This window comes from Methylobacterium goesingense, assembly GCF_022179225.1.
Lineage (GTDB): Bacteria > Pseudomonadota > Alphaproteobacteria > Rhizobiales > Beijerinckiaceae > Methylobacterium > Methylobacterium goesingense.
Map to the genome: position 1 here is coordinate 16,451 of NZ_BPQL01000069.1, position 15,074 is coordinate 31,524.

The window sequence follows — 15,074 nt, forward strand, 5'->3', positions numbered from 1 at the left end:
CCGGCCCCTCGGATCTCCGGCTCGAACCCGCGCCCCGGCGCGCGGCGGGCCCCGGACACACGGGACAGGACCCCATGTACCAGTTTTCCTACGCCGAGATCCTGGAGGAGGCGCCCGCCATCGCGCGCGAGCGCGAGCGCGTGGCCTTCGACCGGGCCCTCGACCTCCTCCGGCTGGCGGACCGGCCCGATGCCGAGCAGACCGACCGCGCCACGGCGGCGGGCTTCCTGCAGAGCCTCTGGGGCGTGCTGATCGACGACCTCCAGAGCGAAGAGAACGGCCTGCCGCCGGACCTGCGCGCGGACCTCGTCTCGATCGGCCTGTGGAGCATGCACGAGGCCAACGCCGTGATCGCGACGCCGCAGCGGGATCTCTCCGCCCTGATCACGGTGAACACCGCCATCCGGGACGGCCTGCGGTGAGCCGACCCCTGCGCCTCTCGCTGCGCGCCGGCGAGCGCGTCTACATGAACGGCGCGGTCCTGCGGGTCGACCGGAAGGTCTCGCTGGAGCTTCTGAACGACGCCAGCTTCCTCCTCGAGACCCACGTGCTGCAGGCGGAGGCGGCGACGACGCCCCTGCGCCAGCTCTACTTCGCGGCTCAGACGATCCTGATCGAGCCCGGCAACGCCGAGCGGGCGCGCGCGCTGTTCCGCACCCTTCAGGCCGGAATCCTGGCGGCCGTGGTGGATCCGGACATCCGCGCGGGTGTCACCGCCGCCGGCCCGCTCGTCGAGGGTGGCCGGCTCATCGAGGCTCTCAAGCTGATCCGCGGGCTCTACCCGGCGGAGGCGGCCCTCCTGGCGGCGTCGCCGGGGATCGAGGCGGCGCCGGCGGCCGGTCCGCAGGCCCCGTCACCTCCGGCCTGAGGGTCGCCTTCCCGCCCACGGGTCTATGGGCGGTCCGAGAGTCCATTCCAGGCCCGAGGGCCGCCACACGAGGAAGCCCGCGATGAGCGTCGCCAGTGTCACCAGCACGGCCACATCCCAGACGGCCAGCACCGCCGCCGCGACCAAGTCCGCGACGGGCGTGGCCGCCAAGTTGAACGCGGACACCTTCCTCACCCTGCTGATGACGCAGCTGAAGAACCAGGATCCGACGAAGCCGATGGATTCCACGGCCTACGTGAGCGAGCTCGCGACCTTCTCGCAGGTGGAGCAGGCGACCAAGACGAACGCCAAGCTCGATTCGCTGCTCTCCTCGAGCTTCCTCTCCCAGGCCGACCAGATCATCGGCCGCACCGTCACCTCCGCCGACGGCACCGTCACCGGTGAGGTCCAATCCGTGAAGATCACCAGCGAGGGCGCGCTCGCCCGCCTCACCTCCGGCGCGGACGTGCTGCTCACCGAAGGCATTTCGCTGTCGCAGTGACAGGCCGGCCGGGTTAGACCCGCGATCCCAGACCCTCAGGACAAGGCCGCCCCGGATGAACGAGGTCGACGCCCTCGAACTCGTGCGCGCCGCGATCTGGACCGTGATCGTCGCCGCTGGCCCCGCCATCGGTGCCGCCATGCTGGTCGGCATCGCGGTGGCGCTGCTCCAGGCGTTGACCCAGATCCAGGAGGTGACGCTCACCTTCGTGCCCAAGATCGTGGTCATCCTGCTGGTGCTGCTCGTTACCAGCTCGTTCATCGGGGCGCAGATCTACACCTTCGCCGAGGCCACCTACGGGCGCATCGTCACGGGGTTCTGAGGGCGAATCCGCGCAAGGCGATCCCGGCTTCTTCGAGGCGCGCCCGCACCGTTCGGGCCATCGCGATGGCGTGCGCGCTGTCGCCGTGCACGCAGACCGAATCGATGCGCGTCGGCAGATGCGTGCCCGCCGCCGTCACGATGGCGCCGGCGCGCACCATCGCCAGCACCCGTTCGGCGGCCGCCTCCGGCTCCGTGACGAGCGCGCCCGCCTGTCCGCGCGGGATCAGCTGACCGTTCTCGTCGTAGCCGCGATCGGCGAAGATCTCCGCGTGGACGGCGAGACCCGCCGCCTCTCCCGCCGCGACCTGCTGCGTGCGGGCGATGGCGAGGAGCCCCAGCGTGGGATCGACGGCCCTGACGGCGCGGGCGACGGCATCGGCCGCATCGCGCTCCGCCGCCGCCCGGTTGGCGAGCGCGCCGTGCGCCTTGACGTAGCCGAGACGGTGCCCGGCCAGGGCGGCGAGACCCTGCGCGGCACCGACCTGATAGGCGACCTGCCGCTCGATCTCCGCCGCCGTCACCGGCATCGGCCGCCGCCCGAACCCGGGCAGATCCGCGTAGCCCGGATGCGCGCCGACCGCGACGCCGCGGGACCGGGCCAGCGCGAAAGTCTCGGCCATGATCTCGGGGTCCCCCGCATGGAACCCGCAGGCGACGTTGGCCGAGGTGACGATGGCGAGCATGGCCGCGTCGTCGCCGCAGCGATAGGCGCCGAAGCCTTCGCCGAGGTCGGCGTTCAGGTCGATGGTCGGCATCGCGTCTCCTTGACTCCCGGCGATCCTACCCGAAGACGCCGTCGATGAGGTTGGTGCCGAGCAGGAATTCCGAGGTGAAGCGCGTGCGCAGGACGGGCCGGCGCGTCACGGCCGGGAGCAGGGCGGCGACTTCCGCCCGGCGCGCGGCCACGGCCTCGGCCAGCTCGACCGCGGCGAAGCGCAGGACCGTCCCGGGCCGGGCCTGGGCGAGCCGGCCGAGATCGGCGCCGATCACGGTCGCGATCTTGGGGTAGCCGCCGGTGGGCTGGCGGTCGGCCATCAGCACGAGGGGCTGGCCCGAGCCCGGCACCTGGATCGCCCCCATGGCGATCCCGTCCGAGACGATGTCGTGGGTCCGGGCCTGGATGGTCGGGCCTTCGAGGAAGCAGGCCATGCGGTCGCCGCGCGCGCCCACCCGCCAGGGGCCGGCCAGGAAGGCCGCGATGGCGCCCTCGGCGAAGTGATCGTCCTGGGGGCCGAGCACGATCCGGATCGTGTCCGGCGGCCGATGGAGGACGGGCAGGTCGAGCTGCGCGGCCTCGCCGATGACGGCGCGCGGTTCCAGCACCGGCAGGACATCCCCGGCCCGGAGGCCGCGCCCGTCGAGGCCGCCGAGACGGGACCGGGTGTGCGTGGCGGTGGAGCCGAGGACCGGCGCCACGTCGATCTGGCCCGCCACCGCGAGGCTGGTCCAGACGCCGGCCTCGCCAGCCCGGATGCCGAGGCGCTCGCCCGGGCGCAGGGTCAGGCCGATGGGGCAGGGCAGGGTGCGCCCGTCGAGGTCGATGCGGGGTGCGCCCCCCGCCAGCGCCACATCGACCGGTTCGCCCTCGACCGTCAGGGACATTCCGCCCAGCGAAACCTCGATGGCGGTAGCGCCGGGCGGGTTGTCCAGCGCCCGGTTCGCGCAGGCCAGCGCGAGGGGGTCCATCGGGCCGGCCGGCGTGATGCCGTAGCGCAGGTAGCCGTGGCGGCCGCCATCCTGCAGGGTGCTGCCGGCGCCGGCCGATAGGATGCGGATGCGGGTCCGGCAGCCCATCAATCCTCCCGGCGGGCGATGATGTCGCCGCGTGCGGCCCGCGCGTCGAGTTCGGCGAAGGTCGCCGCGTCGATGGCCGCGAAGCGCAGGACGTCGCCGGGCTCGATGAGGAAATTCTCGGTCCGCGTCGTCGTGAAGAGCCGCTCGGGCGTTCGCCCGACCATGTACCAGCCCGTGGGCATCGGCACGGTGGCGACCGCCGCCAGTCCGCCGCCGATCAGGATCGCGTTGGCCGGGTGGGGCGGGCGCGGCGAGGCGCGCCGGCCGATGGCGAGCGCATCCGGCAGGCCGCCCAGATAGGCGAAGCCCGGTGCGAAGCCGTACATGTAGACCCGGTACTCCGCTTGCGCGTGCAGGTCCGCGATCTCCGCCGGGGACAGGCCGGCCCAGTCGGCCACCGCCCCGATGTCCTCGGCAAGATCCGGGTCGTAGCAGCAGGGCAGGGTCCAGCGGCGCCCGCTTCCCGCCCGGGGGCGAGGCCCGGCGATGCCCGCCTCGACGAGGCGACAGAGATCGGCCCGGTCGAGCACCAGGGGATCGTAGTGGATCATCAGGGAGCGGTAGGTCGGCACCGTTTCGCGCAGGCCCGGAACGGCCGCCTCCGCGAGGGCGGCGTCGAGGGCCAGCACGCGCGCGTTCAGGTCCGGATCGACCCTGGCTCCGAACTCGACCACCAGGGCCGTTTCCCCCGCGTCGCGCATGCGCACCGGTTCGATGCCCGCCTCGCTTCGACCCTGCACGGCCACGCCCTCGAGCCTCCCGGCGCCGAAACCCCGAGCCGGCGCGAGCGGCAGCGTTTCACAGCACGGGCGAGCTGACGAGTCCCCGATGCGGTGCGGCGCGTGAGTTCAATGTGTGCCCGAGACCTGCCGGTTCCGCTTCTTCTCGCGCTGATAGGCGTTGATCGCCTGGGCGCAGGGGCGCGAGAGCTTGCGGATGTTCTGCCGGAAGCAGGCCTCCACCTCCGGGCCGCCCGGCGCATGCATGCTGCAATGCTCCAGGTAATCGCCGGTGCAGGACAGCTTGAGGAGTTCGCGCATCGGGGTCGGCTGGGCTGCCGCCGCAGCGGGCACGAGGACGACGCCGAGGACGAGGACGGTGGAGCGAAGGAGAAGCATGGGTCGGCAGGTGCTTTCGAATCAGAATGACGGAATCATCTTTTAACGCCCAAGTGACGCTTCCCGACGCATGAAGTCGAGCATTTCACGCGCTTCGACCTCCGAAGGCCACAGGTCAGGCGCCGCAGACGGGGGCCTGATAAGAAATTCCGTTGGTTTCGTCGAAGATCTCGACCACCCAGCTTCGCGTCGCGTTACAGCTTGAGGCCGCGGTGCGGCGGCAGGCTTTGGCGAGCCGATCTGCAATTTGCATGGCTTCTGCAAGCAACGAGGTCTCGAGTGCTTCCGGCGCCTGCCAGATCATGGCATGGGCCGAGCGGATCTGAAGGCGAAATTCGAACATCGGACCCTGCATCGAAATCGTCATTGTGTTTTTACATCGGCGCGTGTGGTCGTATTTCCTAAAGATTGCGTCAGACACCGACAAGGTCATGGCAATGCCCAAGGGTCCATTCGGCTTGTCCGAGCGTCCCATTCGCCGGCCGGATGCGGCCAATCCCGTGGCGCGGCGGTCGGCGGGGCCCCCGCCGCCGGCCGGGCAGGCGACCCTCGCGCAAGCTTGGGGCGCGACAAGCCCCCGTTCCAGACACGGGGGTTGAGCATCCGCCATGGCGGCAAGCGAAGCGATCGCGGGAGAGCGCCGGTCCCAGCGGGACATCGGGTTCGCGGCGGGCATCGTCGCCATCCTGGCGATCCTGTTCCTGCCGGTGCCGGCGATCCTGCTCGACATCGGGCTCGCCTTCTCGATCGCCCTGTCGGTGCTGATCCTGATGGTGGCGCTCTGGATCAAGAAGCCGCTCGAATTCTCGGCCTTTCCCACCGTCCTCCTCATCGCGACCCTGCTGCGCCTGGCGCTCGGCATCGCCACCACCCGGCTGATCCTGGCCAACGGTCAGCACGGCGTCTCGGCGGCCGGCCACGTCATCCAGGGCTTCTCGCAATTCGTGATGAGCGGCGATTTCGTCATCGGGATCGTGGTCTTCCTGATCCTGATCACGGTGAACTTCCTCGTCATCACCAAGGGCGCCACCCGCATCGCCGAGGTCGGCGCGCGCTTCACCCTCGACGCGATCCCCGGCAAGCAGATGGCGATCGACGCCGATCTCAATGCCGGGCTGATCGACGACAAGGAGGCGCAATCCCGCCGCCGCGAACTGGAGGAGGAGAGCGCCTTCTTCGGCTCCATGGACGGCGCCTCGAAGTTCGTGCGCGGCGAGGCCATCGCTTCGCTGATCACCATCGCCGTCAACGTGTTCGGCGGCATCATCATCGGCACCACCCGCCACGGCATGCCGCTCGGCCAGGCGGCGGAGGTGTTCACGAAGCTCTCCGTCGGCGACGGTCTCGTCTCGCAGATCCCGGCCCTGATCGTCTCGCTGGCCGCCGGCCTCCTCGTCTCGAAGGGCGGTACGCGCGGCACCGCCGAGCAGGCGGTGATGGGCCAGCTCGGCGCCTATCCGCGCGCCCTGTCGGTGGCCGCGGCCCTCATGTTCATGTTCGCCCTGGTGCCGGGCCTGCCCTTCGTGCCCTTCATGGTGCTCTCCGGGCTGATGGCCTTCACCGCCTACGCGATCCCGAAGAAGATCGCGGCGCAGAAGGCCATCGTCGACGCCAAGGCGGTGGCCGACGAGGAGAAGAAGCAGGTCGCGGTGCGCGAATCCGTCAAGGAGTCGCTCAAGACGCCGGAGATCGAACTCTGCCTCGGGCGCCAGGTCTCGGCGCAGCTCCAGGGCACGCAATCCGAGCTGTCGCACCGGGTCGCCAAGATGCGCCGCAAGTTCGCGCGCCAGTACGGCTTCGTGGTGCCGGACATCAAGCTGACCGACAGCCTCGCCGTGCCGCCGAAATGCTACCAGATCCTCATCCACGGTACCGTTGTGGCGACCCAGGAATTGCGGCCAGGCGAACTCCTCGTGGTGGTGGGCGACGGCCCGGTGCCGGACGTGCCGAGCGACGAGGTCCGCGAGCCCGCCTTCGGCATGAAGGCGCGCTGGGTGCTCGACGCCTATGCGGGCGAGGTGCGGCGCGGCGGCTTCGAGCCCATCGACGGCTCCTCCGTGCTGCTGACCCACCTCTCGGAGGTCATCCGCAACAACCTGCCGACGCTGCTGTCCTACAAGGACATGCGTAACCTGCTCGACCGCCTCGACCCGGAGTACAAGCGCCTGCTCGACGAGATCTGCCCGTCGCAGATTTCCTATTCGGGCCTCCAGGCGGTCCTCAAGCTCCTGCTCTCCGAGCGGGTCTCGATCCGCAACCTGCACCTCATCCTGGAGGCGGTGGCCGAGATCACGCCGCATGCACGCCGGGCCGAGCAGATCGCCGAGCATGTCCGCATGCGCATCGCCCAGCAGATCTGCGGGGATCTGGCCGAGAACGGCGTGCTCGCGGTGCTGCGCTTGGGAAGCGCCTGGGACCTCTCCTTCCACCAGAGCCTGAAGCGCGACGGCAAGGGCGAGGTCATCGAGTTCGACATCGACCCGCGCCTCGTGGAGCAGTTCGGCACCGAGGCCTCGGAGGCCATCCGCAAGCAGATGCGCGAGACCCGCAGCTTCGCCCTCGTCACCGCGCCGGATGCCCGCCCCTACGTGCGCATGATCATCGAGCGGCTCTACCCGACGCTGGCCGTGCTCTCGCACCTCGAGATCGCCCGCGGGGTCGAGATCCGCTCCCTCGGGACGATCTCGTGACCGCGCTGGTCGCCTCGGGTCTCCTGGGTCCGGAAAGCTTCCTCGGCGTCTTCCTGATCTTCTGCCGCGTCGGTGCCTGCCTCCTCATCGTTCCGGGCTTCTCCAGCCCCCGCGTGCCGGCCCAGGTCCGCCTCCTCATCTCGCTGGCGGTCTCGCTGGCTCTCAGCCCCCTGCTGCTGCCTCTGTTCCAGGGCAAGCTCTCGGCCCAGGACCCCGGCGCGACCCTCGCCTGGATCGTCACCGAGAGCCTGACGGGCCTCGTCCTCGGCTTCCTCGGGCGGATCTTCTACGTGGTTCTGGAAACGGTGGTGAACGCCGCCGTCACCATGGTGGGCTTCGGCGGAATGCCGGGCTCGGTGGCCGAGGGCATGGACCCGGTGCCGGCCGTCGAGGCGATGATCATGATGGCGGCCGCCGCCCTGCTGTTCGCCGCCGACCTGCACTGGGAGCTGTTCCGGGGGCTGATCGATTCCTACAGCCGCATCCCCCCCGGCGAGGGCATCGGCTCGCAGGCCGCCCTGGTGCGCATCGTCGATCAGGTCACGACCGCCTTCGTGCTGGGACTGCGCATCACCTCGCCCTTCCTCATCTACGCGGTCGCGGTGAACCTCGCGGCCGGTTTCATCAACAAGCTCGTTCCGCAGATCCCGGTCTACTTCATCGCCACGCCGTTCATCATGGCCGGGGGCCTGCTGCTGCTCTACGCCATCACCAACGAGTTCATGATGCAGTTCGTGATGGGTTACTTCGACTACCTGCGCCGGGGCTGAGCCGATGACCACGCGCCTCCGGCTGATCCGTGCCCAGCGCCTCCTCAAGGTCCAGGAACAGATGCGAGGCATCGCCGAGCGCGACCTCGCCGAGACCCGGGGCAAGGCCGCCAAGGTGGAGGCCGACCGGGCCGCCATGCTGGCCACGCTGGCCGGCGAGACCATGCACGGCCTCTTCCTCGATGCCGCGGCGCGCCGTCTGCGGGCGCTCGCCGGCGAGGCGACGGATCTCGCCGCCACCGCCGCCCAGCAGTCCGAGACCGTCCGCGCCCGGGGCCTGGCCGAGAAGCGGGCCGAGCGCCAGACCGAGAGCCTCGTCCGGCTGCGCGCCCACGAGCGCGAGCAGGCCGATATGCTGGAACAGCTCGACCTGATGGTCGCGCGGGCCGGGACGCCGCGGGACTGACGGGTTGCGCTGGATGCCGGCGCAAGCCTGCCGAAAGCCACGGCGCCTATCCCTGTCGACCATCGGCGCTCTCGAATCCGAATCGCGGCGTCCGCCAACAGAAGATCTGCACGAGACGACCCGCAAGAGACGACCCGCAAGAGACGACCCGCATGAGCATCTCGCCCCCCACCGACATCGTCCTCGATGTCGCCCGCGCCGCCGATCCGGGCCGCGTGCAGGAAGCCACCGCCAAGCTGTCGGCGCCCGGGACCGACCCGGCGGCCTTCGGCGACGCATACCGCATGGCCGGCACCTCCGTGCACATGCCGCTCGATGCCCGCGGCACCCTCACGGCGCTCCAGACCGACAACGCGGTCTCCGGCGCCGGCAAGGCGGGCGATCCCTACAAGCAGTTCGAGGCCTTCGTCCTGCGCCAGTTCGTCGAGACGATGATGCCGGCCAAGTCCAACGCGGTGTTCGGCAAGGGCAATGCCGGGGGCATCTGGAAATCGATGCTGGCCGATCAGGTCGGCACCCAGGTCGCCAAGGCGGGCGGCCTCGGCATCGCCCGGCTGCTGGAGGCGGCCCGCCCCCTGAACACGCCCGCCCCCGCACCGGCCTCCAAGACCTCGGACATCTGAAGGCGCCCCATGCTGATCGCATCCCTGAAGCGGCTCGAAGACACGGTGGCGGCGGAGACCGAGGCGCTGATGGCCCACCGCCCGATCGACCAGGAGGCTGTGAACCGGCGGAAAAGCCAGAGCCTGCTCGAGCTCACCCGCCTGACGCGGGGCCTCGATCCCGACCAGCTCGACGCCCCCGTGATCGACCAGCTCCTGCGCCTGCGCGGTGTGCTGGAGCGCAACCAGGCCACCGTCGGCCTGCATCTGCGCGCCGTTGAGGAGATCTCCGGCATCGTCGCGGATTCCCTGCGCGACGCGGAATCCGACGGCACCTATTCCGGTCACGTCCGGCGCTGAGATCGAACGCCAGCCATGCGCATCCTCGTCACCGGCCTCTGGATCTGCGGCCTCACCATCCTGTCCTGTTACGGGGCGGTGACCTGGGGGGAGGGGCTGTTCGCCAAGAAGGCCGAACCCTACCTTGAAGGCCTGCAGTACCAGAAGCTGCCACCCATCAACGTTCCGATGGTGGTCGACGGCAAGGTGCAGGGTTACATCGTAGCCGTGCTGATCTTCACCGCCGATGCGCGGCTGATGCACACGCTCTCGGTGCCGCCCAACGCTTTCGTGGTCGACGAAACCTTTCGGCAGATCTACACGGACCCGGCGATCGATTTCAAACGCCTGTCCCGCTACAACGTCACCCAGCGCCTCGCCGAGATCCGCAAACAGGTCAATGTCCGCCTGGGCTCGGACGTGGTGAAGGACGTGCTGGTCGAGGAGTTCAACTTCGTCGCCAAGCGCGAAGTTCGATCCTGAGCCCCGTCACGGGGCGCGACGCCGCTCGGGGTCCGTGTCCCGCATCCTGATCCTCGCCGCGTCGGTGGCCGCCTCGGCGAAGGGCGCTCACGCCTCCGCCAGGGCGCGCGCGACCGCATCCCCCGCCAGGAGCGCCGTCAGCCGCCGGTCGGCCTCGGCATCCGCCGCGAGAGCGAGGCCGCCGCAGGCCACCCCCGTTCCGGCGACGGCGTAGCGCAGCGCACTCGTAGGCTGGAGGCCGCCCGACGCCGCCGCGATGAAGCCGCGCAGGGCGCCCGGATGCGCGTTGCAGCCGTTATGGATCGTCAGGCCTGCACCGCGTCCGTCGAGCACCAGCGCCGAGAGCGCGAGACGGGCCCGGCCCGCCTGCGCCATCGCCCGGCGCGGGCCGGCGAGGCCCACCAGGATCTCGGGCGCGAGGTGGACGATTCCCTCGAAGGCGACCGGGCCCGCCTCCACCGCGAAGCGATCGAGGACGACGAGGCCCGAGAGGTCGTCGAGCACGAGGAAGACCCGGCGATGCGCGAGATCCGGCCCGTGCACCTGCGTGGCGAGCCGGTGCAGCGTGGCCCCCTCCAGGCGCTCCGCCCCGAGGTAGCGGGCGAGGCCGGCGCTGGCCGCGCGCCCCTCCGGCACCGCCACGTTGTGGCCCGCCTCCGAGAGGACGTGGTGGCGCGCCGCCCCGGTCTCGACCAGGCTCGAGCCGCCCGCCTCTACGATCCAGCGCACGCCGTCGCAGGCATAGACGAAGGAGCCGCCATCGCGGTGGCCGGCGCCCTGGCTCGCGAAGGTGCAGGCGAAATGGCCCCAGCCACGCCCCGGCCCGTCGTGCCGCAGGGCGACCATGCCGGATGCCGGGTCGACCCGCCCGGTAGGGGGACCCGCCGGCGCGTCGTGCCGGTCCGGATGCGCATGCCGGAGCCGGGCCCGGTCCGATCGGCGCTCGATCACCAGGGCCCGGCCGGCGCCCGTGCCGAGGCGGCCGATCCAGCCGGCCGCATCCTGGCCCTGGGGCGTGTCGCCGAAGGGCGGCAGCCGGCCGCCGGGGTCCAGCATGCCCGCGACGGCCGGGAGTGCCGCTGCCAGGATCCGCGCAAGGCTGGATCGCAGGCCATCCCGGGTGTCGTCCCCGGTGAGGCCGACGTCGAGGGCGCGCAGCAGCGTCAGGAGTTCGAGGCGCTGGTGCAGGGACGGGTCCGAGAACCGCCCGGCCTCGTCGACGAGGGCCGCGATGCCGGCCTCAAGGGCGCCCGTCGCCAGGCACGACCAGTGCGGCGAGAGCGGCAGCAGCGGCAGGGCGCGGGCCACGCACATCAGGCTGGCCGCCGCCTGGATTTGATGGATCGAGCGCCCGAAGGTGTTCTGCCCGACGATCTCCGCGAGGGCGAAGCCGTGGCGGACCGCCTCGCCGGTGAGCGTCAGGGAAGCCGGTCCGCCGGGCCTGCCCACCCGGACCAGCAGCCGCACGAGAGTCTCGGCGCGCGCCGCGAGTGCCGCCGGATGCAGGGCGAGGCCGTCCGCCGGGGCGCCCCAGGGATTCCCCCGCGACCAGGACAGGGCGAGGCTCACGGCGGCGGGGGCCCCGCCCGGTGCTTCCGCCAGGGCGCCCAGCCAGGCGAGCGATTGGTATTCGAGCCGCCAGGGCACCGAGCGGAACGGGTCCTCGGTCCAGTCCGGGGCGTCCGGCAGGGTCCAGGCCGGGGCCGGGCCGAGGCGCAGGGTCCGGTCGATGCCCGCCGCCGGGGGGCCGTCCCCCCGCTGGATGGCCCGGGCCCGCGCCAGGACCGCCGGAATCGCCGCGACGGCCTCGGGCTGCGGGCACCAGCCCACGAAGGTGCCGCCGGCCAGCCCGAGGCGCTCGCCGAGGCGAGCGAGGAAGTCCGCGGCCTCGAGGAGGTCGTCGCCGCACAGGCTCTGGAGCCGCATCCGGTCCTCGAGGGCGATTTCGGGCGGACTCAAGAGTTCCGCTTCCGAAGGCTTCGATTCCCGGCCGTCCGCCGTCCAGGTCGCGAAGCCGACCGCCACCCGGGCCGCGTCCTGCGGCGGCTCGAGTTCGAGGGTGAAGCGCCGCGTCTGCTGCTGGGCGGGCAGGTCGATGAGCGCGTCCAGCCCCGGCACCGAGATCGTGCCCGGATAGGGTGGTGGCAGGACCGCGCCCTGGTGGTCCCGATAAACGATGCGGGCGAGCGCCCCGCGAGTCGTGGGCGCCGCGACGTGGAGCTGTCCGCGCAGGACGAGCCTGCAGCCCGGCACCAGGGCATGCTCGCTCCAGGCCGGCTCGGGTCCGAGCCGGTGGCGGGTGCGCGGGAGCAGGGCGGGGGAGGGCGCCTCCGCCGGCCCCTGCCGCAGGGTCGCCTCGGAGACCGCGAAGGTCTCGCTGTTGCGCCAGGAGCGGATCGTCACGGTGAGCCGGCAGGCGGGCGCCGGCACGCGGAATGCGACGCGGACGAGCCCGATGCGTACGCCCTGCGCCTCGGCCGGCAGGTAACCGGGGCCGGCGATCCAGGCGCCGTGCGGATCGAGAAGCGTCCGGTCGAGGCCCGGCACGTGGTCGAAATCGAGGCTCGACCCGTCCTCGGTCAGAAAATCGATGCCCGCCAGGGCGAAGTCGAGGGTGGCCCCGGCCGTTTCCGCCGCGTCCCAGGCGAGCCGGAAGGTGAGGGTGCACCACGCCTCCGGCAGGAGGCCGGCGAAGGGCAGCACCACCCGCGACCAGCGGTTCTTGGCCGGGACGAGGTGTTCGCTCGCGCCGGGGCCGACGCCGGCGCCGGCGGCGTGGCGGGCGGGCCCGGGCGCCAGGATTCGTAACCCCGGAAGGGTCGCCTGCACCGTGCTCAAGGGCCGGTTCGGATGCGGAACGGGGAAGCGGACATCGTGCGCTGGGCGGCCGTGGTCTTGATCTGCGACGTTTCTGAGACGATCCGACCGTTCGACGCGGGTCCGGTACCGACATGGTACTGACGGGGTTCGACGGGCGCCGTCAAGCCGCGCCAGCCTGGGGCAAGATTGGCTGCCTAGGGATCGGTCATGATTGATCGGGACCGGAGTCGACCGTGACAGGCGTCTACCTCTTCGACCTGGCCTCGCAGCAGGCCCGCTACCTCGCGGTGCGCCAGGCGACCATCGCCAGCAACGTCGCGAACGCCAACACGCCCGACTACAAGGCGCGCGACGTGGTGCCGTTCTCCGAGGTGATGGCGCGCACGAGCACCATGGGCATGTCCATGACGGAGAGCGCCCATGTCACGTCCGGCGAGGGGCGCATCCCGACGAAGCCGATCTCGGCCTCGCAGGCCTGGGACGCGCTGTCCACGTCGAGTTCCGTCAGCCTGGAGCAGGAGATGCTCAAGGCGGGCGAGGTCAGCCGTCAGCACAATCTCAACATGGGCATCACGAAGGTCTTCGACCGGATGCTCAAGGCCGCGGTGAGGGGCAGCTGATGATCGATCCGCTCAGCGCCTCGACGCGGCTCGCCAGCGCCGGCCTGGAGGCGCAGTCCCTGCGCCTGCGCATCGCCGCCGAGAACGTCGCCAACGCCCAGTCGGTGGGCGACGGGCCGGGCGCCGATCCCTACGCCCGCAAGACCGTGACGTTCCGGGCCGCGATGGACCGTGCCGCCGGCGGCACCTCCGTGGCGCTCCAGAAGATCGGCACCGACGATGCGCCGTTCCGGATCGAGCGCGACCCCGGCAACCCGGCGGCCGACGCGGAGGGCAACGTGAAGATGCCCAACGTCAACGTGCTCATGGAAATGGCCGACATCCGCGAGGCCAACCGGTCCTTTGAAGCCAACGTGCAGGTGATCAAACAGGCTCGCGCCATGGTCGCCAGCGTCATCGACCTCCTGCGAACCTGAGCCCGTCCGATGATCGAAGCCCTCACCTCGCTCGCCGCCTTCGACCGGGCCGCCGGCATCACCCGCACCGAGGCCGCCGCACCCCTGGCGCGGGCGAGCTTCCCGGTGATGCCGGCAGCGAGCACCGGCGGCACCGATTTCGGCGACGTCATGGCCCAGCTCGCCACCGGCCTGCGCACCTCCCTGCGCACCGGCGAGGCCACCGCCATCTCGGGCATTCAGGGCAAGGCCACCACGCAGCAGGTGGTCGAGGCCGTGATGGATGCCGAGCAGAGCCTGCAGACCGCCATCGCGGTCCGGGACAAGGTGGTCGCCGCCTATCTCGAACTCAGCCGCATGCCGATCTAACCATTTGCCGATCTGACCATCTGCCGATCTGATGACCCAACGTCCTCGCCGCATCGCCACGACGGAACCGTGAAGACATGAGAGCGCTCGCCATCGCGGCTACGGGCATGAACGCCCAGCAGATGAACCTCGAGGTCATCGCCAACAACATCGCCAACCTGAACACCACCGGGTTCAAGGGCGCGCGGGCCGAATTCACCGACCTGCTCTACCAGGCCGAACGCCAGCAGGGCGTGCCGAACCAGGCCGGCCAGGAGCCGGTGCCCGAGGGCGCGATGCTCGGCCTCGGCGTGCGCACCGCCGCCATCCGCAACCTGCACCGCCAGGGACCGCTGGCCAACACCTCGAACCAGCTCGACGTGGCGGTGAACGGCCGGGGCTACTTCCAGATCACCAACCCGAACGGCGAGATCAACTACACCCGCGCCGGCTCGTTCAACCGCAACAACACCGGCCAGATCGTGACCCTGGAGGGCTACGCCCTCGACCCGGCGATCCTCATTCCCAACGGCGCCGTCGACGTGGTGATCAACCAGTCGGGTCAGGTCTTCGCCAAGATCGACGGTCAGGTCCAGGCGCAGAACCTCGGCCAGATCACGCTCGCCAACTTCGCCAACGATTCCGGCCTGGAGCCGTTGGGCAACGGCCTCTACCGCGAGACCGCCGCGTCGGGCGCGCCCGTCACCGGCGTGCCCGGCGACCCGAGCTTCGGCAAGCTGCAGCAGGGTTACCTGGAAAGCTCGAACGTCGATCCCGTCAAGGAGATCACCAACATGATCACGGCCCAGCGCGCCTTCGAGATGAACTCGAAGGTGATCCAGGCCGCCGACGAGATGGCGGGCACGGTCTCCAAGGGGATCCGGTAAGCCCACCCCGTAGACGCCTGTCCCAAACCGATCCGAATCCCACATCCGCGCGGTGGCGACGGGAGGCCCACGCCTCCCGCCGGAGCCGGCGGTCGCCCGTCCGGGCTT

At 70.9% G+C, this 15,074-nt stretch carries 20 protein-coding genes; 14 read left to right on the top strand and 6 right to left on the bottom strand.

The genetic code is table 11. The annotated features are described in order from the left end of the window. The first annotated feature begins 74 nt into the window (after positions 1-74). The 4 genes from flaF (at position 75) to MFF30_RS13385 (ending at position 1,692) form a co-directional block, all read left to right on the top strand. Positions 75-422: a flagellar biosynthesis regulator FlaF gene (gene flaF, locus MFF30_RS13370; protein ID WP_238279915.1), complete on the top strand. Its 348-nt coding sequence runs from the start codon at positions 75-77 to the stop codon at positions 420-422. Between the two features lie 44 nt (positions 423-466). Further along, positions 467-868 carry a flagellar biosynthesis repressor FlbT gene (locus tag MFF30_RS13375; protein WP_238279993.1) on the top strand — a complete coding sequence of 134 codons (402 nt, stop codon included), beginning with the start codon at positions 467-469 and terminating at the stop codon, positions 866-868. A gap of 82 nt (positions 869-950) precedes the next feature. Next, positions 951-1,370, top strand: coding sequence for a flagellar hook assembly protein FlgD (gene flgD, locus MFF30_RS13380; protein ID WP_238279916.1), 420 nt, complete (start codon positions 951-953; stop codon positions 1,368-1,370). A gap of 55 nt (positions 1,371-1,425) precedes the next feature. Beyond that, positions 1,426-1,692: a flagellar biosynthetic protein FliQ gene (locus MFF30_RS13385; RefSeq protein ID WP_238279917.1), complete on the top strand. Its 267-nt coding sequence runs from the start codon at positions 1,426-1,428 to the stop codon at positions 1,690-1,692. Here the strand turns inward: MFF30_RS13385 and MFF30_RS13390 are convergent. From MFF30_RS13390 to MFF30_RS13410, 5 genes are all read right to left on the bottom strand, one after another. Further along, a complete protein-coding gene (locus MFF30_RS13390; RefSeq protein WP_238279918.1) occupies positions 1,679-2,449 on the bottom strand; it encodes a 5-oxoprolinase subunit PxpA in 771 nt (256 codons plus the stop codon). The two genes, MFF30_RS13385 and MFF30_RS13390, sit on opposite strands and share 14 nt — an antisense overlap. A 25-nt stretch (positions 2,450-2,474) precedes the next feature. Then, the gene (locus tag MFF30_RS13395; RefSeq protein WP_238279919.1) at positions 2,475-3,488 is read right to left on the bottom strand and encodes a 5-oxoprolinase subunit C family protein; all 1,014 of its coding nucleotides are present in this window, start codon (positions 3,486-3,488) and stop codon (positions 2,475-2,477) included. Next, positions 3,488-4,189, bottom strand: a complete 702-nt coding sequence (locus MFF30_RS13400; RefSeq protein ID WP_238279994.1) for a 5-oxoprolinase subunit B family protein — start codon at positions 4,187-4,189, stop codon at positions 3,488-3,490. Before MFF30_RS13400 ends, MFF30_RS13395 begins: the two co-directional genes overlap by 1 nt. Positions 4,190-4,336: 147 nt before the next feature. Beyond that, positions 4,337-4,606, bottom strand: coding sequence for a hypothetical protein (locus MFF30_RS13405; RefSeq protein WP_238279920.1), 270 nt, complete (start codon positions 4,604-4,606; stop codon positions 4,337-4,339). 115 nt (positions 4,607-4,721) lie between these two features. Further along, the gene (locus tag MFF30_RS13410; protein WP_238279921.1) at positions 4,722-4,973 is read right to left on the bottom strand and encodes a hypothetical protein; all 252 of its coding nucleotides are present in this window, start codon (positions 4,971-4,973) and stop codon (positions 4,722-4,724) included. 241 nt (positions 4,974-5,214) lie between these two features. Here MFF30_RS13410 and flhA point away from each other — a divergent pair, with 241 nt between their 5' ends. The 6 genes from flhA to MFF30_RS13440 all read left to right on the top strand — a co-directional run bounded on the left by flhA (position 5,215) and on the right by MFF30_RS13440 (position 9,896). Next, a complete protein-coding gene (gene flhA, locus MFF30_RS13415; protein ID WP_238279922.1) occupies positions 5,215-7,296 on the top strand; it encodes a flagellar biosynthesis protein FlhA in 2,082 nt (693 codons plus the stop codon). Continuing rightward, the gene (gene fliR, locus MFF30_RS13420) at positions 7,293-8,066 is read left to right on the top strand and encodes a flagellar biosynthesis protein FliR (protein WP_238279923.1); all 774 of its coding nucleotides are present in this window, start codon (positions 7,293-7,295) and stop codon (positions 8,064-8,066) included. The genes flhA and fliR overlap by 4 nt, the downstream gene beginning before the upstream one ends. Before the next feature lie 4 nt (positions 8,067-8,070). After that, the gene (locus MFF30_RS13425; RefSeq protein ID WP_238279924.1) at positions 8,071-8,472 is read left to right on the top strand and encodes a hypothetical protein; all 402 of its coding nucleotides are present in this window, start codon (positions 8,071-8,073) and stop codon (positions 8,470-8,472) included. Positions 8,473-8,624: 152 nt separating this feature from the next. Continuing rightward, the gene (locus MFF30_RS13430) at positions 8,625-9,095 is read left to right on the top strand and encodes a rod-binding protein (protein WP_238279925.1); all 471 of its coding nucleotides are present in this window, start codon (positions 8,625-8,627) and stop codon (positions 9,093-9,095) included. A 9-nt stretch (positions 9,096-9,104) separates the two neighbouring features. Next, positions 9,105-9,434, top strand: a complete 330-nt coding sequence (locus MFF30_RS13435) for a flagellar protein FlgN (protein ID WP_238279926.1) — start codon at positions 9,105-9,107, stop codon at positions 9,432-9,434. A 15-nt stretch (positions 9,435-9,449) separates the two neighbouring features. Next, complete coding sequence (locus MFF30_RS13440; protein ID WP_238279927.1) at positions 9,450-9,896, top strand: hypothetical protein; 447 nt, start codon at positions 9,450-9,452, stop codon at positions 9,894-9,896. 87 nt (positions 9,897-9,983) lie between these two features. Here MFF30_RS13440 and MFF30_RS13445 read toward each other — a convergent pair whose 3' ends face one another. Continuing rightward, a complete protein-coding gene (locus tag MFF30_RS13445; RefSeq protein ID WP_238279995.1) occupies positions 9,984-12,725 on the bottom strand; it encodes a heparinase II/III domain-containing protein in 2,742 nt (913 codons plus the stop codon). A 224-nt stretch (positions 12,726-12,949) separates the two neighbouring features. On the opposite strand from MFF30_RS13445, the gene flgB reads away from it, so the two are divergent. From flgB to flgG, 4 genes are all read left to right on the top strand, one after another. Next, on the top strand, positions 12,950-13,336 hold the full coding sequence (gene flgB / locus MFF30_RS13450; RefSeq protein WP_238279928.1) for a flagellar basal body rod protein FlgB: 387 nt from the start codon (positions 12,950-12,952) through the stop codon (positions 13,334-13,336). Then, positions 13,336-13,752, top strand: coding sequence for a flagellar basal body rod protein FlgC (gene flgC, locus MFF30_RS13455; RefSeq protein WP_238279929.1), 417 nt, complete (start codon positions 13,336-13,338; stop codon positions 13,750-13,752). Before flgB ends, flgC begins: the two co-directional genes overlap by 1 nt. Positions 13,753-13,761: 9 nt before the next feature. Next, positions 13,762-14,100, top strand: a complete 339-nt coding sequence (fliE, locus tag MFF30_RS13460; RefSeq protein ID WP_238279930.1) for a flagellar hook-basal body complex protein FliE — start codon at positions 13,762-13,764, stop codon at positions 14,098-14,100. A 77-nt stretch (positions 14,101-14,177) separates the two neighbouring features. Continuing rightward, positions 14,178-14,966, top strand: coding sequence for a flagellar basal-body rod protein FlgG (gene flgG / locus MFF30_RS13465; RefSeq protein ID WP_238279931.1), 789 nt, complete (start codon positions 14,178-14,180; stop codon positions 14,964-14,966). Positions 14,967-15,074: the final 108 nt, after the last annotated feature.